At 45.5% G+C, this 21,449-nt stretch carries 23 protein-coding genes; 11 read left to right on the top strand and 12 right to left on the bottom strand.

Annotation, left to right across the window (positions count from 1 at the left end):
- Nucleotides 1-7 precede the first annotated feature (7 nt).
- Nucleotides 8-433 carry a DUF3574 domain-containing protein gene (locus tag NR201_RS19050; protein WP_010672099.1) on the bottom strand — a complete coding sequence of 142 codons (426 nt, stop codon included), beginning with the start codon at nt 431-433 and terminating at the stop codon, nt 8-10.
- Nucleotides 434-589: 156 nt separating this feature from the next.
- Here NR201_RS19050 and NR201_RS19045 point away from each other — a divergent pair, with 156 nt between their 5' ends.
- On the top strand, nt 590-1,453 hold the full coding sequence (locus NR201_RS19045; RefSeq protein WP_010258384.1) for a YicC/YloC family endoribonuclease: 864 nt from the start codon (nt 590-592) through the stop codon (nt 1,451-1,453).
- 215 nt (nt 1,454-1,668) lie between these two features.
- A protein-coding gene (locus tag NR201_RS19040; protein ID WP_256850073.1) for an IS3 family transposase occupies nt 1,669-2,789 on the top strand; the annotation gives its coding sequence in 2 pieces (ribosomal slippage) (nt 1,669-1,927 and nt 1,927-2,789; 1,122 coding nt in all).
- 35 nt (nt 2,790-2,824) lie between these two features.
- Here NR201_RS19040 and NR201_RS19035 read toward each other — a convergent pair.
- Complete coding sequence (locus NR201_RS19035) at nt 2,825-3,898, bottom strand: hypothetical protein (protein ID WP_187515577.1); 1,074 nt, start codon at nt 3,896-3,898, stop codon at nt 2,825-2,827.
- 46 nt (nt 3,899-3,944) lie between these two features.
- Complete coding sequence (locus NR201_RS19030; RefSeq protein ID WP_061901924.1) at nt 3,945-4,427, bottom strand: type VI secretion system tube protein Hcp; 483 nt, start codon at nt 4,425-4,427, stop codon at nt 3,945-3,947.
- An 82-nt stretch (nt 4,428-4,509) separates the two neighbouring features.
- Here NR201_RS19030 and NR201_RS19025 point away from each other — a divergent pair, with 82 nt between their 5' ends.
- Nucleotides 4,510-5,301, top strand: a complete 792-nt coding sequence (locus NR201_RS19025) for a DUF4225 domain-containing protein (protein WP_061901923.1) — start codon at nt 4,510-4,512, stop codon at nt 5,299-5,301.
- Here NR201_RS19025 and NR201_RS19020 read toward each other — a convergent pair.
- From NR201_RS19020 to NR201_RS18985, 8 genes are all read right to left on the bottom strand, one after another.
- Nucleotides 5,289-5,606 carry a hypothetical protein gene (locus NR201_RS19020; protein ID WP_161487092.1) on the bottom strand — a complete coding sequence of 106 codons (318 nt, stop codon included), beginning with the start codon at nt 5,604-5,606 and terminating at the stop codon, nt 5,289-5,291. The genes NR201_RS19025 and NR201_RS19020 overlap by 13 nt on opposite strands.
- Nucleotides 5,607-5,808: 202 nt before the next feature.
- Nucleotides 5,809-6,141 (bottom strand): hypothetical protein, encoded by a 333-nt coding sequence (locus NR201_RS19015; RefSeq protein ID WP_061901921.1) that lies wholly within the window; start codon nt 6,139-6,141, stop codon nt 5,809-5,811.
- A gap of 28 nt (nt 6,142-6,169) precedes the next feature.
- Entirely contained in the window at nt 6,170-6,508 is a 339-nt protein-coding gene (locus tag NR201_RS19010) for a DUF4755 domain-containing protein (RefSeq protein ID WP_187515578.1), read from the bottom strand.
- Between the two features lie 840 nt (nt 6,509-7,348).
- Nucleotides 7,349-8,263 carry a relaxase/mobilization nuclease domain-containing protein gene (locus NR201_RS19005; protein ID WP_222939267.1) on the bottom strand — a complete coding sequence of 305 codons (915 nt, stop codon included), beginning with the start codon at nt 8,261-8,263 and terminating at the stop codon, nt 7,349-7,351.
- A gap of 20 nt (nt 8,264-8,283) precedes the next feature.
- A complete protein-coding gene (locus tag NR201_RS19000; RefSeq protein WP_061901917.1) occupies nt 8,284-8,601 on the bottom strand; it encodes a hypothetical protein in 318 nt (105 codons plus the stop codon).
- Between the two features lie 160 nt (nt 8,602-8,761).
- Nucleotides 8,762-10,369, bottom strand: a complete 1,608-nt coding sequence (locus NR201_RS18995; RefSeq protein ID WP_061901916.1) for a TIGR04141 family sporadically distributed protein — start codon at nt 10,367-10,369, stop codon at nt 8,762-8,764.
- A gap of 134 nt (nt 10,370-10,503) precedes the next feature.
- Nucleotides 10,504-11,127 (bottom strand): retron Ec48 family effector membrane protein, encoded by a 624-nt coding sequence (locus NR201_RS18990; protein ID WP_256850080.1) that lies wholly within the window; start codon nt 11,125-11,127, stop codon nt 10,504-10,506.
- Nucleotides 11,128-11,162: 35 nt separating this feature from the next.
- Nucleotides 11,163-12,335 carry a reverse transcriptase family protein gene (locus tag NR201_RS18985; RefSeq protein WP_222939268.1) on the bottom strand — a complete coding sequence of 391 codons (1,173 nt, stop codon included), beginning with the start codon at nt 12,333-12,335 and terminating at the stop codon, nt 11,163-11,165.
- Between the two features lie 904 nt (nt 12,336-13,239).
- On the opposite strand from NR201_RS18985, the gene lpxP reads away from it, so the two are divergent.
- The 6 genes from lpxP to NR201_RS18955 all read left to right on the top strand — a co-directional run bounded on the left by lpxP (nt 13,240) and on the right by NR201_RS18955 (nt 18,549).
- Nucleotides 13,240-14,163: a kdo(2)-lipid IV(A) palmitoleoyltransferase gene (lpxP, locus tag NR201_RS18980; RefSeq protein WP_022624898.1), complete on the top strand. Its 924-nt coding sequence runs from the start codon at nt 13,240-13,242 to the stop codon at nt 14,161-14,163.
- A 234-nt stretch (nt 14,164-14,397) separates the two neighbouring features.
- A complete protein-coding gene (locus NR201_RS18975) occupies nt 14,398-15,540 on the top strand; it encodes an alanine racemase (RefSeq protein WP_256850079.1) in 1,143 nt (380 codons plus the stop codon).
- 136 nt (nt 15,541-15,676) lie between these two features.
- A complete protein-coding gene (locus tag NR201_RS18970; protein WP_187492200.1) occupies nt 15,677-16,072 on the top strand; it encodes a polyketide cyclase in 396 nt (131 codons plus the stop codon).
- A gap of 434 nt (nt 16,073-16,506) precedes the next feature.
- Nucleotides 16,507-16,707 (top strand): hypothetical protein, encoded by a 201-nt coding sequence (locus NR201_RS18965; RefSeq protein ID WP_256850072.1) that lies wholly within the window; start codon nt 16,507-16,509, stop codon nt 16,705-16,707.
- 146 nt (nt 16,708-16,853) lie between these two features.
- Nucleotides 16,854-17,498: an oligosaccharide flippase family protein gene (locus tag NR201_RS18960; protein WP_010258395.1), complete on the top strand. Its 645-nt coding sequence runs from the start codon at nt 16,854-16,856 to the stop codon at nt 17,496-17,498.
- Between the two features lie 433 nt (nt 17,499-17,931).
- The gene (locus NR201_RS18955; protein WP_010258398.1) at nt 17,932-18,549 is read left to right on the top strand and encodes a trimeric intracellular cation channel family protein; all 618 of its coding nucleotides are present in this window, start codon (nt 17,932-17,934) and stop codon (nt 18,547-18,549) included.
- On the opposite strand, the gene ligB is transcribed toward NR201_RS18955, so the two are convergent.
- The gene (gene ligB / locus NR201_RS18950; protein WP_256850071.1) at nt 18,487-20,238 is read right to left on the bottom strand and encodes an NAD-dependent DNA ligase LigB; all 1,752 of its coding nucleotides are present in this window, start codon (nt 20,236-20,238) and stop codon (nt 18,487-18,489) included. The genes NR201_RS18955 and ligB overlap by 63 nt on opposite strands.
- Nucleotides 20,239-20,477: 239 nt before the next feature.
- Here ligB and gmk point away from each other — a divergent pair, with 239 nt between their 5' ends.
- Together gmk and rpoZ are read left to right on the top strand one after the other, a co-directional pair.
- A complete protein-coding gene (gene gmk / locus NR201_RS18945; RefSeq protein ID WP_010258405.1) occupies nt 20,478-21,101 on the top strand; it encodes a guanylate kinase in 624 nt (207 codons plus the stop codon).
- A gap of 54 nt (nt 21,102-21,155) precedes the next feature.
- A complete protein-coding gene (gene rpoZ / locus NR201_RS18940; RefSeq protein WP_003851346.1) occupies nt 21,156-21,431 on the top strand; it encodes a DNA-directed RNA polymerase subunit omega in 276 nt (91 codons plus the stop codon).
- Nucleotides 21,432-21,449: the final 18 nt, after the last annotated feature.

Genomic DNA, 21,449 nt, shown 5'->3' with positions numbered 1-21,449 from the left:
TTTCGCCTTAGAATCCGACGCAGACGGGTGCATCCACCCGCATAACCGACTCCTGACCAAACCGTTTTTTATAGAGGCTGCGTAACGCCTCAATATCAACGTTGGTGGCGGGGTCGATCCCGTGGATCAGCATCAACGCCTTACTGTTCTCCCGTGCCAGCTGACCGTTCTCGCCCAGCCATTGCCCTTTGGCATCATAGACCGACAGGCCCGCTTTAAACCGTGGCGTGACCTCATTATCCACGAAGTTCATCCAGTCGAGTGAACTCACCCTGCCGCCATCAGGCTTGCTCAGTCCAAACCACAACGTGGTCTGCATCATCATGTCGCCACCCGCACAGATGGGTTGCGGTTTAGTGGGCGGCGAGTGGCGTGCCTGGCAACCTGCCAGCAGCAGAGCCATCACAACAGGAAGGGCAATAACGCGAGACATAGATCAGTCATCCTCACAAAGGGTCAACGGCCATCATAAGTGGCTGTCGCTGAAAGCGGAAATGGTTCGTTATTTTCCTGTGCGACGCTTATGCCTGTTATGCCGTGGCTCGCCTCGCTATACTTCACCCATCTATCCGCAAATTGAGTACCGCTTATGATCCGCAGTATGACCGCTTATGCCCGCAGCGAAGCCAAAGGCGAATGGGGCAGCGCCGCCTGGGAGCTGCGTTCCGTGAACCAGCGTTATCTGGAAACCTACATCCGCCTGCCGGAACAGTTTCGTGGGCTGGAGCCGGTTATCCGCGAGCGCATTCGCCAGCGTCTGACGCGCGGTAAAATTGAGTGCAACCTTCGTTATGATGCCGATCCCAGCGCGCAGGGCGAACTGATGCTCAACGAAACGCTGGCGAAACAGCTGGTGCAGGCTGCCAACTGGGTAAAAATGCAGAGCGACGAAGGCGCAATTAATCCGCTGGATATTCTGCGCTGGCCAGGTGTGATGTCTGCGCAGGAACAGGATCTGGATGCCATCAACACCCAGTTGTTGCAGGCACTGGATGGTGCGCTTGATGACTTTATTGCGGCACGTGAAAGCGAAGGTACCGCCCTGAAAGCGATGATTGAGCAGCGTCTGGAAGGCGTCTCGCAGGAAGTCAGCAAAGTGCGCGCGCAGATGCCTGAGGTGATCAAATGGCAGCGTGAGCGGCTGGTCGCCAAACTGGAAGATGCTGAAGTCCAGCTGGAAAACAATCGCCTTGAGCAGGAACTAGTGATGATGGCGCAGCGTGTTGACGTTTCTGAAGAGCTGGATCGTCTGGATGCGCACGTTAAAGAGACTTACAACATCCTGAAAAAGAAAGAAGCAGTTGGCCGCCGTCTCGACTTTATGATGCAGGAGTTCAATCGTGAGTCGAACACGCTGGCTTCGAAGTCGATCAACGCCGAAATCACTACGTCAGCCATTGAACTGAAGGTGCTGATTGAGCAGATGCGCGAGCAGATTCAGAATATCGAGTAAAATCCTTAACCGTAAATATATTCTATAACGCCCTGAAAAACGGGCGTTTAACTCCTGAATATCTTACAAGTGTGTCCACTTGAATCCAACAGCGTCCTGCTTCCATTGGGTAGTGAATTGGGTACTAAACCTCTTTACTTCCCTTGACCTGCTCCCCGTTGATTAATACACCGCGATGTTAGTAATGTCTTCATAAGCCACATGAGGACATCCCCATGAAGAAGCGTTTTTCCGACGAACAGATCATCAGTATTCTCCGCGAGGCTGAAGCCGGAGTTTCTGCCCGGGAACTCTGCCGTAAGCACGCCATTTCCGACGCCACGTTTTATACCTGGCGTAAGAAGTATGGCGGCATGGAGGTGCCTGAGGTTAAGCGCCTGAAGTCACTTGAGGAAGAGAACGCCAGACTCAGGAAGCTGCTCGCCGAGGCCATGCTGGATAAGGAGGCGCTTCAGGTGGCTCCTGGGCGAAAGTACTGACGACAGACCAGAAGCGCGAAGTCGTGGTGTTGATGTGTGATGCGACCGGTCTGTCGCAACGTCGTGCCTGCAGACTCACAGGTTTGTCCCTGTCGACCTGCCGCTATGACGCTCAGCGTCCGGCGGCTGATGCCCATTTATCAGGGCGCATTACTGAACTGGCACTGGAGCGCAGGCGTTTTAGCTACCGCCGCATATGGCAGTTACTGCGTCGTGAAGGGCTTCTGGTTAATCACAAGCGCGTGTACCGCCTTTATCATCTGAACGGGCTGGGCGTTAAACGCAGACGTCGTCGTAAAGGGCTTGCAACAGAACGTCTGCCGCTGCTCCGCCCGGCGGCGCCCAACATGACCTGGTCGATGGATTTCTTCATGGATGCGCTGGCTACTGGTCGCAGGATCAAGTGCCTTACCTGCGTCGATGACTTCACAAAGGAATGCCTGACGGTCACTGTTGCCTTCGGGATTTCAGGCGTGCAGGTCACGCGTATTCTGGACAGCATTGCGCTGTTTCGCGGCTATCCGGCTACGATAAGAACCGATCAGGGCCCGGAGTTTACCTGCCGCGCGCTCGATCAGTGGGCCTTTGAGCATGGAGTGGAGCTGCGACTTATCCAGCCCGGCAAGCCGACACAGAACGGATTTATTGAGAGTTTTAACGGACGCTTTCGCGATGAATGCCTGAATGAACACGGGTTCAGCGACGTCAGTCATGCCAGGAAAACCATCAGCGAATGGCGTCAGGATTATAACGAATGTCGCCCGCACTCCACGCTGAATTACCAGACGCCGTCTGAATTTGCAGCGAGCTGGAGAAAGGGTAATTCTGAGAGTGAAGGATCCGACATTACTAACTGAGTTTTGTATTTAATCCTGGGGGCAGGTCATGTTAACTATCTTGGTGGAGAGAAAATAATCTTAATTTCAACTTCGTCCTCTTTAACCAGTTCTTTAGTTTCGTTATTAAAATCAAGAATCGTCATTTCTGGATCATAAATAAGAAAGATTAGCTTTTTTAGATCTTTATTTGCTTGGTAACGTTTTATGTCAATTAGAATTTGCTCAGCTAATAAACCGGGCTTGGAGTTTTTTCTGGATGTCACATGCTTCAATTCTATACCAGTGTGTATATCTTGAATAAAAAAATCTATTCTTGAGTTAGAACCTAATTTTTCAGTAGTAAAATATTCTTTACTTGTGTTGGGGAATATAATGAGTAACAAGGAGAAGAAGATATCTTGTAAATCTAATTCGTCATTAATTATTATGGATGGTCTGTTATTGTGTCTCCTAGTCATTTGAATAATGAATAAATGTAAATTTGTAAGAAGCAATACTAAACATTCTTTCTTTATAGTTGATTCTGAATTGTTCTTACTATCTTCTTCTGAATTTAAAAATCCAAACATGACATCATGATATGATCTTAATATTTCCTCTTCATAATTATATGTGTATTTGTTCTTGCTGAGTCGAATCATATAAATAAGAACACATATCAGAATCATTTCAGTGAACAGGAAAAATATCAATGTGCCCCGATTTAACCTTAAATCAAAGCTTGGTTCATACTTAAATTTTTTTACGCGTTTGTCTGATGTTGTTTTATTGTCAGTTTCATAATCCTCTGATAACTTATAATAAACGCTTAGGGTTACAGCTGGGTTTACTGGCAAGAATGCAAACATATTACCCTTAGGCTCGGTGTCACTTATCCCATTGTTAAAGTTTCTTAAGCTCATGAAGGCAGAGTCAGAATACTTCATTGCCTCTTTGTCAGTGATAGCTGTAGCAATTGTAGGGTTCGTTAAATCGTTAGGTAAGAATATACTTTGAATCAGCAATAGATAACACAGAGCATAAGTTATTATTCCAAAAACAATGCCTGTAATCCCAAAACTTGTCATTCTTCTAGATTTTAAAATAAAATTAGCAGTATCATAAAGTTCTCTACTCGCTATAGCCATTCAATTTGCATCCTAAAAATTATTAATATTAATTGAAGATGAAAAATTAATTTTCCTGATTGCTTTTAATATTCCAACCCGACTGACTTTCAGCGCCTTTACCGCCGCTTGCAGATTGCTCCCAGTACTGAGTTTTAACTTTTGAAGCCTGGAACTGATATGAGACACCGATCAAATCACGATTTGTAGTGCCATTGAAAATCACATTGGTGATAAGAACGTCTTCAAGCGTAATGCGGCAATACTCGATTTGACTCCCTCCGGCCTTACATACCGATAGCTCTACCTTACCAATATGCTTGCCGTTAGAGACATAGCGCATTATTGCTGGAGTTGCTTTGTCTATCAGGGCTTGAACCGAGAGATCGCGGTACTGAACTTTTCCAGCACCACCTCCGCCTCCAACTGACATGTTCCCTGGCTGGTTCGCGCCCCATGTGAAAGATTCAATAGCAATCCAGCCCTTATGGTTACTGTCCGGTGATTCACCTGTAATTCCATCAATTTTTAAGAAGAGATCTGTACTCATAGCTGGTCCTTTTACTTTCCCTGTGATGGGTAATCTGATTAAATAAACTTAACGATACGTATAATGACATAAAGGCACAGTCATGGACTACTGGAAACCAGACCGATTCAAGGATTACTTTCTGACTATGGCTCATGCTGAGGCAAATCAGCTGCTTAGCAATGCTAATCACCTTTCTCACATCTACCTTAAAGACGGATTTAATAGGTTACAGTTCCAGGATAACGTTAAAGCTTTCGTTAACGCTCAGCTTAACGTTATCCGTTCTGGCTCCACTGATGATCAATGCCAGGAATGCATCCAGAATCTCAAAAAGGAAAATGAGTACCTTACGATTCAGGACAGAATGCTAAGAGCAGGAACAGCTGCGGTTCATGCTTCGGTGCAGTTGGTCAAGAATGGAGATTTTTGGGGCTATGTGATCAATGGCGTTGGGGTAGTGCTAAGCGGTATGCAGGTAATAGCCGGTGTATCAGTGATTGGTGCTTCCCTTGCATCAGGGACAATCATAGGTTCTGCCTTTGGCGGAATGTTGGTTCTGCATGGACTCAACGGGTTTCAGGAGTCTGTTGAGAACCTGGTGTATGGCAAAACTGATAGTGTGGGATTACTCAAACAGGGTTATGTAGCAACAGCTGAGTTTTTAGGGTTCGATCAGAGGGTTGGGCAGTTAGCATACAGTTCAATGGACCTGGCACTGTCTCTCTATGGCATCCTGCGTCTGGTACAAAAACCTGAGGCCTGGCGGCTCTACTATTTTCTTAATACCGACTACGTTCGCGGTATTAAGGAAATGAGCAGAAAAGAGCTATTCATAGAAGTCTATAATGACGCTTCAGCCATTAAATCAATCTCTGATACTTACAAAGAGTGACCATGCTTTTTCATGAATCTGTAAGCTTTAAATGCAGGTTTTAAAGGTACGAATATATATAAAATAACGAAACCTGCTACAAGCGTGATCGAATACGAAACAAGGTTTTCTTGTGTACCACTGCGAATGGTATAAATGAGTCCTGAGAGAAGGATTGCTATTAATACCATTGCAACTATAAATCTTTTCTTTAACTGTGAAAGGAGCCAGGGATAAGGATAACCGTCTTTCTCAGCATGCTGACGTATCACAGAGACTTCTTTTGGTGTAAACCCCTCTTTTACAAGCATTTCTTCGATTTTCATTTTGTTCATAATAAGCGTCATTCATTTGTCTTACGATAGTCTGATTGTAACTCATTACCTAAGCCCTATACAAACCGGACACACATTTGAAAGCCTTCTGGTTTTTTATTTTTTTGAATGGTTCCCTGGTGCTAACACTTGCGCATAAAATATGTGCTTTGAAATTTCGTTGAAAAATGAGATTGTTAATTTTTGGATTAAATTAAGGTGATACTTTCCAGTTTCCATCACTCTTCGTAAATTTGAATTCAGCTACGGTTTGCTTTTCGCCCATGAATGGTAGTGTTATATCGGTATTCACTTTGCAGAGGTATGTACCTTTGGCCTCTGATTCCTTACATGAAACCTTCTCAGCTTTGTTCAGGGTAGTAAGCATATCTTTGCCGTTCTCACCGAAACGCTGTCTGGCTTGCTGGTTTGTATGGTCAATGTTGTCCTGCATAGCTTTCTGGATTTCGGAAGAGGAGGGTTCGCTGTCGCAACCAGCGAGCAAAACTGACAAAGACAGAACTGCAACTGTTGAAATTTTATTCATTTCTTAATCCCTTATTTGATATTGATAATTATTGTGTTGCTGTCGTTTTGTTGAGAGTTTGGTCAAAGATTTCACACCACCGCTTCAACTGCATTTCTGTATCCCGGATTCCTCGTTCATGGTGGAACCGGCCTTTACGGGGGTGAAATTTGATCTGCCACTCTGGGATTTCGATGTCTTTGACTTCAATGAAGAACCCAGAGTTCTCGAAGTTTTTAAGGCGGGTAAGATTGTTGTGACCCTTCGCTCCTGCCATTCCAACTAAATCAAAGGCTACGATTTCACCTCCATTAGCAAGGTGATATCGCCAGCCTTTGACGTCAGTGAACTTATAAGCTTTCTTGCGCTTACCAGCTTCAAGCGTCAAGCGTCAAAAGCTCACGATTCGTATCAATGATCATTTTGCTGTCATGGAACTTATGGCTCCACAGACCGTTGTCATTGACGTTCAGCAAATCGACAGTCGAGGCGTTAGCTCTTTTATGTGTGTATGACACATATGCTGTCAGGAGTAAGAAGAAGACAGGTAATGTCCACATGAACAGGAACCCTGCAGTGTCCTTGGGGTTTGAATCAGTCAGTATCCACACAATCACCAGTACAACAATCCATAACCTGATAGAACGAAAGAAAGAAGGTTTACGCACTTTCTGACCATTCAAAGCCGCTGTGTCAATTTTATATACCTTTGACGTTATTTGATTCATAACTAGCTGATTGGTAACTGCTTTTACGAAGCATTTTTTGAACTAGTTCTAAACTTAAGCAAATCACTTGTACCGATCGATGATCCTATTTTGATATGTAATGACTATCGCATTTGACTTATCGATCTGTAAAAACGATTAATTATTTTTTCAAATAAGGACTTAGGCTTGAAAATTGTGTTGAGGCAGGAGGTTATCGAAAGGGCACTGCTGTGCTTTCAGTCAGTATTTCGCTGCTGCCAGGTGGCTCAGATAACTCAGGCTCAGCTGAGCGGACTGTACGAATTATCGAAAATGAGGATTTGTGGTGGAGAAACGTCTTACCTGCCTTTTTGAGCAGGTCTGTGAAAGCGGCCAGGTAAGGAATGCTCAGCAGCCATTTCAATACCCTTGTCATGAAGAAGTCAGCACTTCTGGTTTGCTCGCTCCGCATTCGCGTAATGTTGAGGAGTGTTTGCGCTTCAGTTCCTTTTTCATGTACTTGAGAATGTGTAATTGCCTCAGCCTCTACCTCTAAAGCAGCCGGTGAGGAGATCGCAGGCTCTCTGAGTAACTGATTCACTCTTCTCATTACCTCCTATAGCTGAAGCTTTCAAAGCAAAGAGTAGAGGACTGTCACTATCGGGTTCGTAGCGAAGCTTCGCTTGCAGGTTAGCCCATGAGTATGTCTTCCCCAGTTGGGAAGCTTTAAAAGCAATTCCTCCATATTCGAATGAGAAAGCATTCATGCGACCCGTGGAGGAAATGTTGGGTATGGTCGTTATACCGTTTTCAGCAAGTGCTTCAACGAAGCCCAAGATATCATTGGCACTCGTAAGGATTTCGTCGATAGTGTTCTGTAAGAACGTCTTGGGGCTTGGCTGACCTTCGCGCTTCTCTTTCTGTTCCTCACTTCGTGATAGCCTCTTACGCTTACTGGACGGGGAAGGGCTATGTGAAGGAGAGGGATCTTTTGTTCTGGTCAGGTCATATGCCAGCTCAAGCTCCTGGATTATGCGGGTACTCACAAGGTTTTCATTCCTACCCAGATAAAGCTTTCCACCAATGAGGTCTACTCTGCTGGCAATGATATGAATGTGCTGGCCTGCATCGTCGTCATGTATGACATAGCAGCGCAGGTGCGTTTCACTGAACCCCATGCGATTCATATAGTCGTCGGCAAACATAACCCACTGCTTCACTGTGAGGGATTCACCCGGCGGCAGGCGAAGCGAGTTTTGCCACACCGGTTTCAATATGTCTGTACGAAGTGAAGCGGAAGCGCTGAACTCAGCAATCAACTCAGTTGCAGAAGCGCCCAACATGTTTCCGCCGACAACAACCGGATCGGTTTTATGGTGCGTTCCGGGTTTCAATGCGTATAGGACAGCACCTGCAAAGCTCTTACCTCGTTTGATCTTCTGTATGCCCTTCATTAGAGGGGATACTCCATAGATCAGCGGTAATCACTGATTTGTCGCTTTACGGCGAACAGTTCGGTTTTAGTAAGTGGGTTAAATGACTGGTTCGCGTTCAGGTGACTAACAATATCATTGAGCCTGTGATTTATCTCACCAAACATTTTCCATGCCGCTCTGTTGATCTCAGGAACGACAGGAGGTTGGGTCTTTAAAAGGCACATGCGAAGCCACTCGCCCTTAGCATGTTGCTTACGCTCTTGATCTAAAATATTTAGCTCTGAGTTATTAAGCCTGACGCTGACGCAGTGAATACGTAGATTTTCTGCGAGAGGAGGGTGATATATTTTATTCATAGGAACTGCTTTTCTAAATATAAGCAGAATCCTTATGCCTAATTCATTTATATCCGATAGCTGAATTATGTCAACGGTTTGGGGTTGTTCTACCTTTTGCAACCGAAGAGCAGAAAAAGCAAGGCTACTCAGCTTCGCTGAGTTAGCCCTTGCTTAAAAATTATTTCGCAGAGGCAACAGTAACCTTTAATCCACGTTGTGTAAGATTTGAATACATGTTTATCAAATTAACCTTACTGAAAAAAGGTAATCCTTTTAATAAATCACCTGGCTCACAACCGAGAACTAATAAGACAATTTCAAATTGACTGCTATTGATTTTTTTGGCCGGTATTAAGCGTTTAGCAGCACTTCCATAATGAGATTCAATTACTTCTCTTGCTGCCGCTCTAAACTCTTCATCACCTAAAATTAATTCAGAGGCAACGCTTGCCTGCGCGAAAAGATGGCTCAAACCGGATGACCCACCCTTGCGATGTTTAGCATGGATTAATACTTTGTTTTTAACATCAGCTAAATCACACAACTCAATCGAGGTCGTAGTCCTACTGCTTTTGACTAATTTTTTGTCCATCAATAAATATTTATTAGCCTTAGCTATACGCGCATTATAATCTCCTTCTGATTCTAGACTTACAATGTTCGTTTTTGCATCTGTAGTTCTTATTAAATCAGGGAAACTCTCTGTATGTGTTTTTATATTTCTTAATTCTTTTTCAACGTACTCAGCGAAAGTTTTTTCTATTTCAAACCATTGACCCAAAAACAACATATAGCTATTTTTTCTTATGGTCGCTTCGAAATTAAAACATTTATACATTGAATAGCTATCAATTTCGGCACCCTGGTTATTGAATGCGTACAACCTGTCCCTTTTAATTTTATCGATATCAAGATTTGAATAATCGACAGCGTTAAAGTAAACAGACTTATCTATATTATATGATTTTATCCCTTTAGCCCTTGTATAACTGAAATATTCAATATCCTTATCAGTCATCACTTCTGGCACAACAATGTTAATTTCTTTATATTTTCTATTTTTAACTTTCTTTACCAAAACTTCATCTAATTCATCAATTGTACTTTGCTTCTTTACTTTTTTTAAGTTATCAACCCAAGAGAATTTTTCCAAGTATTCCTTACCATCATAGTAACTTAAACACTCTTCAAGATAAGTTACTAATTCTTCAGGCTCAAGTTCTATCTTTACTTGTAATGAGTTATCACCTCCACAAATCTTTTTAAAAGAAACTTCATTTAACGGGGATCCTGTAACCGATCTTAAAATATCCTTTGATATATCTACTCCAAACATTGAAATTTCGGTATCTAAAGAGGCTTGAGTTTTTTTCTGCACTGGCGAATCGTCGATTGTAAATGTATCAACACTTCTTAGAGAATCAGGCTTTAGCATATTTAAGGCTGACTTAATACCAAAATCCGAAACAAAGTAAGACTGCTCCAGTAGACTTCGCCCATACCCAAAAGCGATGGCAAATATTCTTGATTTATATTTAATAATTAATACTGCCGAACTAGACCTTGTGATTAAGCTATCAATTTTATCTCCAGCAAACTCTTCAAAAAACTCTTTCCATTTTGGAGTATTATTTTGGACATCTTTTATAAAACACTTTCCCTTGACTCCTTTAACCCCATTCAGTGGATACTCTTTACACACTTTTGAAATGAAAAAGTTATAATCTTTGCTTGAGTACTTTTCTTCTGCTAAAAATATATTGAGTGCCATCATCTTTTTGGACATAAAAACCTCAGAAATTTATAAATGAATATTCTAATAACTTATAATCAAGTTAAGGTTACGATTTATGCCCTAATGCAAAAATTAAAAGCCACAATAATATTGATAAGTAATAGTATTTCACACCATATAATAATTTATTTATTACTTATTTTAATGCAGAACCAAATTAAAACTATTTCTTTTACAGCACCACACAACAAATCAACTATCTCATCCATTCTTTCGATATCGATTTCTTCTTCGAGAGTCATCCCAAAAAACGTGGAAATAGTTATAAGATTATTTTTATAAGACTCTTTTTTTTCATCCTTTATCAAACTTAGAAGACCATAACTCCCTCTATTTTGATAAAATGACTCTATTATCTCTTTTGCTTGTAAGTTAAATCTAAGATCATTCATAAACAGAGCACTGAACAGTTTCTTTTTATCCAGCGACTCAAACAATTCCTTTTCCTTAAAAGAATTTTCTTTAATATATGAATAAAAATCCCTTTCTTTATTCATGTAGTTGTTTAATTTTGAGTTAACCAATGAAAGCTTGAAATTATATAAACCTATAAAAAAAACAAATACAGGAATAAATATCAGCGATTGCTTGAGTATAGATAGTGGTGTGCCAAACAAATTTATCGCGTATTTAAAGCAAGATTCAGAAAAACAGAAAGTTAAATGATTACCAATATAAATATTAAAGAATAAAAATAGCGAGCTTAATATCATCGAGATAAATATAAAAACAGTAATAGTCAGTGTCATTATTGATAAAATAAGCGTGACTCTGGATTCATTTATCATTTTTTGGGGCTTATTAATTTAAGTCTTTTTTTAAACTCATTTGTTTCTTTTGGGTATAATTTTTTTAAAATACTCAATCTAAACATAACTTTAAAGTAACGATTTTTGTATCTTTCTGATTCACCTAACGAATTAAAATCTCTCGACAAATTAGAGATGACTCTATTAAGGCGAATGATTTCTTTATGGTCCGGTAAAGGATCACAGTGCCTTTTTAACATTTTTTTAAATATTGGGTAATCAGAACAATCTACTCTTTTTAATTTCGTGATCTTTCCTCTTACAGAAAAATAGAGATCATGAAAGCTTTTTTTCATTCTTTCATTATCTTTACCATACCCTGTTTTCACCACTCGGTGAACATGGTCTTTAATTTTTAATCTTTCAATTCTAGGGAACTTTGGTTTTTCCCCCTCAATACTCAAGCTATGAACTTTAAATTGTTGAGGTGAGGATGAAGATCTTGAAATGGTTTTATCTTTATTAATTGAAAGATGCTTTTGAGTTATAAATTCACCAATAAAAGATTCAACATATTTCCAGCTGCCTTCTTTAGTTGCTCGCGATACAGTGATATCGTCAATTAACCGTGTATAACGGAAACCGTTATTACGCAAATGTTGTACTTTTTTAGGTTCGCTATCAAAAAAGTATAAATTTGCTAAGTATGTGCTTGTTGGTGCACCTTGTGGGACATAACCATCAAAAGTTGTCAACTTGGTTAATATTTGTGCAACTTCTTCAGAGCATTTCAATAATTTATTGAATATTTTGTAGACGTACTCTTCCCTCATAGTAGGAAAAAAATTTTCTATATCTATCTTAATTAAGACCTTAGCCTTGCAATGCTGTTCTGCACATAGTATGTAATCACGTGGGTTTTCTTTGTCAGGAATTGAACCAAAAAGATAATCAGGGTAATTTATTTGAGTAAATATTTTTTGGTTTACTTTACGAAGTAATGATTTAAGCATTTTATTTGGCGCATACACGATTCTCTCCCCTCCATTCTTTTTCTTAATTGGAGGTTTTATATAATAAGAAGTCTCAGCACCGTTTCTGATCAAATCCTCAAACTTTTCGGTATCTTTGACACCAAGAAGATTTATTAGACTTTGAACGCTTTGAATAGGCGTAAATGTTTCTTTGAATGAGAATGAACTAGCCATATTATCCTTATTAGATAAAAGTTAGCGTCCTCACGGCCAGAAAGGGTAGTCGAATCCGAAGGAAGCAACGCAAAAGTATAAAATCCACCCAATCTTCACTAACTTTTTCCAACTGTGTACTGTACTCCGTGGTCTAGCTTTCGCATGGCTCGCCAGAGTGCACCCAGAAAGACCTTACGGTCGTCCCGAACTTAAAGGACATGCTTTTTGCTACACGCTTCCTTGTTCATCAAGTGAGTTGTTCATCCCACGCTATTTTTTTACCAGAAAGCAGATAAATCTTAAAGAAAAATTTTACAATTTACGAAACTTAATGATTTAGGTTAATTGAAAGCTTTCAGAAATCAGTATCGAGTGAAATAAAACTTAGCGGGTAGCTATATGAGTATAGATTTTAAAAATAAGTCATTTCATGAATCTAATATATTGAAATTAATGCATTATTTATATTAATCACCATTCAGATTCAGAGTATCGAGTACTTTCGACTCACCAAAGCGCTAAAGCGGCTCTGTGTTCCCCTCTCAGGCGCAGTCAGTACCTAAATGGTTAGCTCCTTACGCCAGTTGATCGCTTTTTCAGCGCGGCCAGCATCAGAATCAGGTAAAGATAAATAAATAATCATTTCCAGACTGTTCCTGAAACGGCCTCGCTTACAATTAAAGCTGCTTTCAGGCTTAGATTAAGCAGTTGAAAAATAATGATTTTATATGATTAATGTACTTTTATAGCCGGTATTAACTCCTCTCCATGAAACAGGTCAATCCTGTAGATGCCGGAGTTTCCCTTTCTTTGAAGGCACTTTTTGATAAAATGTTGGTCGAAATCAGTACAGCTGTACCGCCTTAAGACTCATGGAAGTGCTCTTTGTGCGATGCATCCCTCTATCCCATGAAGGTTGTTAATGAAAAACACCGGAAAATTTAGCAGTTCGCTGCTGCATCCGCGTTATTGGTTTACCTGGTTTGGCCTTGGCGTACTCTGGCTGCTGGTCCAGCTCCCCTATCCTGTTCTTATGCGTCTCGGTGCCGGTGCCGGCAAAATCTCTCGCCATTTCCTGCAGCGCCGCGAGCGTATTACCCGTCGTAACATCGAACTCTGCTTTCCGGGCATCAGCGAAGAAAAAACAGAACATATGATTGCCGGCAATTTCGCGTCGCTTGGGATGGCGCTGGCTGAAACCGGTATTGCCTGGTTCTGGTCTGACCGTGCGGTAAGACGTCTGTTTAAAGTGTCGGGAATGGAAAACCTGCATGCCGCGCAGAAAGAAAAGCGAGGCGTGATGCTGATTGGTGTACATTTCATGTCACTGGAGCTGGGCGGCCGCATCAGCGGACTCTGTCAGCCAATGATGGCGATGTATCGCCCACACAATAACCAGGCGATGGAGTATGTGCAGACTAAAGGCAGGATGCGCTCAAATAAAGCGATGATCGACCGTCGTGATCTACGCGGTATGGTTAATGCCCTGAAACAGGGTGAATCGGTCTGGTTTGCGCCTGACCAGGATTACGGCCCTAAAGGCAGCACCTTTGCGCCGCTGTTTGCGGTGGAAAAAGCCGCCACGACTAACGGGACTTTTGTTCTGTCGCGTCTGGCGAAGCCAGCGATGGTGCCGATTATGCTGATTCGTAATCCAGGAAATGATGGCTACCATTTGATCATCGAACCGATGCTGGAAAATTATCCTCATACGGACGAGGCTGCTGCTGCAGCTTATATGAACAAAGTGATCGAAAATCAGATCCTTCGCGCACCCGAACAGTACCTTTGGCTGCATCGTCGCTTCAAAACCCGGCCACCGGGTGAAAAGTCGCTCTACGTCTGAGTTAAGTGATAAAGCAGGCCTCGTGCCTGCTTTGTTGTTTTAATCTGCTGAACGACATCTGCTTTACGTCCACTCTCTCATCCTCGTTTGCTGTGCTCTCATACTGCCTCTGCCGTTATAGCTACCTCTACAGTTTCTGCTGTTCAGCACGCCGGTCTGCGTCCGGCAGGCTGGTATCAAAGAGATAATTAAGGAATGATGAATCCTCTTACCTCGTCAATGCCGGACAATCTTATGGATATCAACGATACACAGCAGTGGCAGCGTCCGCTGATTGATGATCGCCTTACGCCCTATATTGAAGTGGATGCAGAGCGCCTGGAGCAGAACCTGCAGCATATGCAGCGCAAAGCCAGTGCGGCAGGCGTCGCGTTGCGACCCCATATCAAAACGCATAAAAGCGTCTGGATTGCGCAGCGTCAGATCGCGTCCGGTGCACAGGGTGTTACCGTCTCTAAGCCCAGCGAAGGCATCAGCTTTATTCAGGGCGGTGTTCGTGATCTGCTATTAGCCTACCCGATTGTGCAACCGCAAAGCGTGGCTGAATTGCTGCGCCACGCCGTGCTTCATCAGGCAAAGCTCACCCTGATTGCGGACAGGCTGCAGGGCGTGGCGGCTATTGCTGATGCCTGCCAGCAGCAACCGGAATGCGACCTGGCGGTAGCGATTAAGGTTGATGTTGGATTACATCGGATAGGTGTCAATCCTGATACAGATGAAGCGGTGCTGATTGCTCAGGCGCTGCAGGACAAAGGGTTACGCTTTGCCGGATTAGTGTCACATGCTGGCCACGCTTATGGTGCCGGTAATGCCGCGGCCATTGCGGATGTCACCCGGCAGGAAACGGCATTGATGCAGCGAGTACAGGCAAAACTGCAGGCGGCTGGTTTTACCGACTGCCCTCTCTCTGTAGGTTCAACGCCTACGGCGCTGGCAGCAGAGATTGCACCCTGCATGAATGAAATCCGGCCAGGAAACTATGCACTACTGGACCTTACCGCCTGCCGTCTCGGATTAAGTCACGTCGATCAGCTGGCAATGAGCGTCATTACCCGTGTCGTGGCGGTGAACGATCATTTCGCGATTGTGGATGCCGGGTCAAAAATGCTGAGTTCGGATAAAGGGCCACACGGCACCAATGCCAGCGGCTTTGGTGTGGCAGCCGACGAAGCGGGTCAGACTTATGAAGTGACAAAATTATCTGAGGAGCACGGTTTTCTGCTTTATCAGGATCGCCGCCCTGAAGTCGGCATGCTGCTGCGTATTTTCCCTAATCACAGTTGTGCCGTGATGGCGCAGTCGGACGGCTTTGTTCTGCGGCACGCTAACGGCCATAGCGAAGATCATGTGGTTTCTGCGCGCGGCAATTTCATCTGAGTCAGTGGCAGACAGCATCATCCGTTGTCTGCCATTTGTACGAAACCCTTTCAACACCACACTTCTGCTGTTACAACGTTTTAACAAGCCTGACCACATGCTTTAATGCCTTTTTAGCTTATTCACCGGAGGTTACATGCTCTCCTCTCGCACTCTGAGCCTGACGATTCCACGTCACTGGTTAGATCTTTATGAAACCATCTGGAAGCCAGAGTTTTTCCCAAAGTGGGCTTCCGGGCTGACGCACAGTGCGTTAGAACCCGATGGCAATCGCTGGCGTGCTAAAGGCCCCCAGGGCAATGTGAAGATCCGGTTCTCGCCACATAATCCGTTTGGGGTAATGGATCACTGGATTGATAGCGGCTCGGGAAAGGAGATCTTCGTACCGATGCGCGTGATAGCAAACGAACAGGGCGCCGAGGTGATGGTAACGGTTTATCGCCAGCCATTTACTTCAGATGAGAAATTTAAGCAGGATATTGAATGGGTTAGCAACGATCTTGAGAAACTCAACCAGCTTCTTACGCAATAAATCAATGACTTAGCGCGCCTTTTTCTCTGCATTTATCACTGGCCGTTAATGAAAAAAAATAGAAAAACTTTCGACGATAAAGCATAAAGCGCTTATCTGATTACTCATCATCCTTACGCATTTATCACCAACCCTGCTTAAGCATCGCTGCCAGGAAAAATCCTGGCAAAATCCTCTGAAAGGCAGGCGACCCCCTCTGATTTCGGGCCTCCTGGTTTGCCGCACAAACAATTTCTGACTGACCCATACATTAATCATTAACAATCGTTTATTAGCAATCTGCTGGGGATTTAATATTTATCATGCATAAAGTGAAACCATTTATTTCTGCGGTCGCGTAATCAGACTTTTCTTATGGTGTTAAATTAAATAAAACAATGTATAAATCATTCCACACACAGCAATACCCATAATGATAAAGCAGGAAAAAAGTCATGGACCGCTCAACGTATCCTTTGTTATCAGAAAAAGAATGCGTTGAGATTGCCGCAAGGATGCTGGCAGGAGAATATAAAACTATAACAGGATTTATTCGTGATCTGGCGGAATTCTTATTCGCTGCAGGGAATTCCGCCATGACACGAAACAGCAATTTTACCAGGGATATCTTTTTTATCCAGGCATCATTTGATTGAACCCATAATAACATGGCAAGCCTGTAAAGCGTTTTCAGGACTTCGGCCGGAAAAATTGCACTAACTAACGGTGTTACAGCAACCTCTCCTTGCCGTTACACAACTATTTAATTCTCACAGAGTCGATGGACTCTAACGAGTATATTATGGCAATACGTGAAAGCAGTCTGAATGGCGCAAAATGGTCTCTGCTCTCTTCAATCAAAATTATTGGCATCGGCGTATTACAACTCTCGTTGCTGGCGCAGATTCTGCAGGCGAATGAGCTCAATCTGCTGGCGATCGCCGTGATAGCTTTACTGGCTATCGATACTCTGGCCGATCGGGGCTTCTCAAATACGCTGATCCGCCGCTCGATTCTCTCTATCAATGACCTCTCCACGATCTACTGGGGTAATATGTTGATGGGGGTCGCGGTGTTTGGTCTGTTATTTACTGGCAGCCACCTGCTGACCAGCCTTTTTGATCAGCCTGAACTGGCATTAATGCTGCAGATGGTCTCAGTGGTGTTTATTATCATCCCACAGGGTCAGCATTACCGTGCGATATTACAGCGCGAAAAACAATATACCCGTATCGCTTTTGCTGAAACCTCCTCGGTATTAGCCGGACTTGCCGTCACCTTATTTACCGTCTGGCTGACCCCTTCAGTATTGTGTGCGATCTGGGGTTACCTGGCGATGGCATCCATTCGTATGCTGATTTACTGCTACTACGGTCGTTCATGGTTCCAGCCGGAATACCGTTTTAGCCTGAATGCATTTTCTAAAATTCGTGCAAGAAACAAATAATAAAATAAGTCTGTATGGTGGGCTCTGAGCATCCGAAACGATGCGTTGGCGTGCTGTTAACCAGCACGCCTTTTCTTTTTATTTAGTCTGTCGCAATATTTACCTGATCGATTCTTTTCCCGCAGCATCCAGCCCTTTTTTATCTCCTGTATAAACTGGTTTTCGACCAGCGGCTATCTGGCGATCGTCGTCAGTTCACCGCCCGCCCTGGGTCGGAAAACCCCGCGCCGGAACGCGCAAACCCTCTGTACGTTGTTTCCTTTCAACTTTTTCAATCACCTGCCGCAGTCCCTTCGCAAAAAAGTCTTTCTATGATGACGCCAGCGCTGGCTGGTATAAACTGCGCTCATCCCGGACGCCGATCGCCAGAAAATCTTCGGCGCCGTCTCTCAAGCAATGCCGTAGTCTTGCCGCCGTCTTACTGGAGTCTGCTATGTTACTGACCGTTCTCTACATTATTGGTATTACTGCTGAAGCCATGACGGGTGCGCTGGCGGCGGGGCGTCGCAAAATGGATCTGTTCGGTGTCATCATTATCGCGTCCGTGACCGCCATTGGTGGCGGTTCGGTGCGCGACATCCTGCTGGGTCACTATCCGCTGGGCTGGGTGAAACATCCCGAATACATCATGATTGTTGCAGCGGCGGCGGTAGTGACCACTTTCCTGGCCCCCCTGATGACGCATCTTCGCAAAGTGTTTCTGGTGCTCGATGCGTTAGGACTGGTGGTCTTTTCTATTATCGGCGCGCAGGTTGCGCTCGATTCAGGACACGCCATGATTATTGCCGCGATAAGTGCGGTCATTACCGGCGTCTTTGGCGGCGTACTGCGTGACATGTTCTGTAATCGCATTCCGCTGGTGTTTCAGAAGGAACTCTACGCCGGTATCGCTTTCGCCTCTGGCTGGATGTATATCCTGCTGCTGAAAACCACACTGGCGCATGAAGCGGTGATTATCATTACCCTGTTGTTCGGATTCTTCGCCCGTTTACTGGCGCTGCGCTTCCGTCTTGGTTTGCCGATTTTCAACTATCCCCATCCCGAGCATTGAGGATGCGGGAATTCCCTGCTGTCTCAGAAAAGCGATCAGCGTCTGCAGGCGGGCATCATGGAACTGCGTAACCAGGCGCTTTGCCAGCGCCGCCCCGACACCCGGTAAAGCTTGCCAGTCCCTGACATCCCGCTGCGTTAAGCTCTCCCACTGCTGATCGGGCAGCGCATTGAGGGCCTTCCGCGGCAGTGAAACACCTAAGGCATCCACCCAGCGACGAAGCGGCTGCTGACGGGTGAGATTAAAACGGTGCCAGAGCTGACCCGCCCGCTCCCGAGAGAGGCCCGTTGCGGCGGCGATCTGTTCCGGTGTTAACGTCAGCCAGCCGAACAGGTGCGTCATACTGCCGGTTTCCAGTAAGTGCAGCCAGGTGCTGCGCTCAACGCCAGGAATATTCAGTACCGTTTTCTGACTGAGCCAGCGTAATTTTGCCAGTAGCTGCTTCTGGCATTCAGCGCTGAAGGTGTAACAACTCAGCGGCGTGTAGCGCGACGCGTCGGGAGGCTGAGGATAGTGCCGCTCTGCCACGCGCCAGATCACCCGCTCCAGCCGGGGAATGCCCTGGCCTGCCAGACTCAGTGTGATGACATCTCCCGCCACGATATCGCTCTCCTGCCAGCGACGCAACGATCCAACATTGACCCGCCTGACCGTCTTATCATCCAGCTGTACCGGCTGCAGATTAAGTACCGCGGCTATCTTCCCGGTTCGGCCGACTGGAAAATCGACGGAGAGCACTTCAGCGCTGACTTCCGGAGGCTGATATTTCCAGGCAACGGCCCATGTTCCCTCTCCAGGCAGCCAGTTTTTGCCCGCAGGTCGCAGGCTCTGATGAACGACGACACCGTCAGTGACAAAGGGCAGCTCAGCATGAAACCAGCGCTCCCGCCACGCTGCAACCTCCTCTTCGTCTTTAACGCTGTGGCTCCATTTTGCGGCAACGCCCAGTCCCCAGCGGCTGAGTTGCTGAAGGCGTTCCGTCATCGTGGCGGGGCCATCTGGCCAGGCCCAGATAAAAATATCGAGCGAATCCAGCAGAGGAACCCGCTGCTTGCTCATCATGGCGCCAGCGACCTGTGAGCGCGCATTCCTGCCGCCATCAACCGCCTGCTGATGACCGGTCATCGACAGAAACAGCTCACCCTGTAGCACAACCTCTTCAAGTCCGGTCTCGATCTGCAGCGGAATCGCAGGGATCCAGGCGGCTTTAGCCAGCCACTCTTCACCGCGTAATCCATCACCACGACTCAACAGTGAAACCAGTCTGCCGTGGCGATAAACCAGGGAAACGGCAATGCCATCCACTTTCGGCTGCACCCAGAGATCGTGCCGCCCCTGCATCCAGTAAGCCAGGGCCAGCTTGTCGCGCATCTTTTTTACGCCCGTGTGGGCGACCGGATGCAGGTGCTCACCCTCACCCGGCAGTTGCGGTACGTAAGCGGGCTGCGGAGGGTTAAAGCAGTGCTGCCAGTGATTCAGTCGCTGCTGCAGACTGTCATAATCTGCATCAGCCACCGGACTCTGCCCCTGACGATAGTAAGCATCATCCCAATGCTGCAGCTGCTGTTGCAGACGACGGATCTCTTCTGTCGCCCGGGTGGGAGTCCAGACCGGACAAAGGGCGCTATGCGCAGGCCATAGGACGATCCACAGAGCAGCCGCAAACAGCGGCCAGCCGTATCCTTTCATGATCTCTCTCCTGACGTTTTGCAGCATTCAATACCGGTGCTTCAGCGTCAGCCAGAGGTGATGTTCAGCTATGGAAGGAATGCCGTCGCAATCAGGGGATAATTACAGTCGTCCGACAGAGATTTGCGCGAAGATGCGCAAAAGTTGGGTGTTGCCGCTGCGCAAACGCTGCGTGGCGGCGGGAAGCTGTGTATACTGTGCAGGAAATCGACTCCGCTTTTAATCAATTCAAGAAAACCATGGCTCAAGGCACGCTCTATATTGTTTCTGCTCCCAGCGGCGCAGGTAAATCCAGCCTGATTCAGGCGCTGTTAAAGACCCAGCCGTTGTATGATACGCAGGTCTCTGTTTCGCACACGACGCGCGGTATGCGTCCGGGTGAAACCCATGGCGAACATTACTTTTTTGTTGAGAAGCATGAATTTGAGCAGATGATCGCGGAAGAGGCTTTCCTCGAACATGCCAAAGTTTTCGACAACTATTACGGTACCTCGCGCCATGCTATTGAGCAGGTGCTGGCAACCGGCGTTGACGTGTTTCTCGACATCGACTGGCAGGGTGCGCAGCAAATTCGCACCAAAATGCCTGGCGCACGCAGCATCTTTGTTTTGCCGCCTTCGAAAGAAGAGCTCGATCGCCGTCTGCGCGGTCGTGGCCAGGACAGCGAAGAGGTGATCACGCGTCGCATGGCTCAGGCGGTAGCGGAAATGAGCCACTACGCCGAGTATGACTATTTAATTGTGAATGATGATTTCGATCTGGCGCTGTCCGATCTGAAAACCATTATTCGCGCAGAACGTCTGCGTATGGCGCGTCAGAAGGCGCGTCACGATGCTTTAATCAGCAAACTGTTGGCAGTCTGAATACAGTTTCAGTATGATGCGCAGTCATTTCTTCATCTGTGGAGTAGCACACCTATGGCACGCGTAACCGTTCAGGACGCAGTAGAAAAAGTTGGTAATCGTTTTGACCTGGTGTTGGTCGCTGCACGTCGTGCACGTCAGATGCAGGTAGGCGGCAAAGATCCACTGGTTCCGGAAGAGAACGATAAACCTACCGTTATCGCCCTGCGCGAAATCGAAGAAGGTTTGGTCACCAATCAGATTTTAGATGTGCGTGATCGTCAGGAACAGCAAGAGCAGGAAGCCGCTGAGTTACAGGCCGTTACCGCTATCGCTGAAGGTCGTCGTTAACAGCCACCTGCAGGTCGC

It is taken from the genome of Pantoea sp. Fr-CA_6, from assembly GCF_024520895.1.
Lineage (GTDB): Bacteria > Pseudomonadota > Gammaproteobacteria > Enterobacterales > Enterobacteriaceae > Pantoea > Pantoea agglomerans.
The sequence above is the reverse complement of the archived record's forward strand: the minus strand, read 5'-3'. Positions and strand labels throughout refer to the sequence as shown.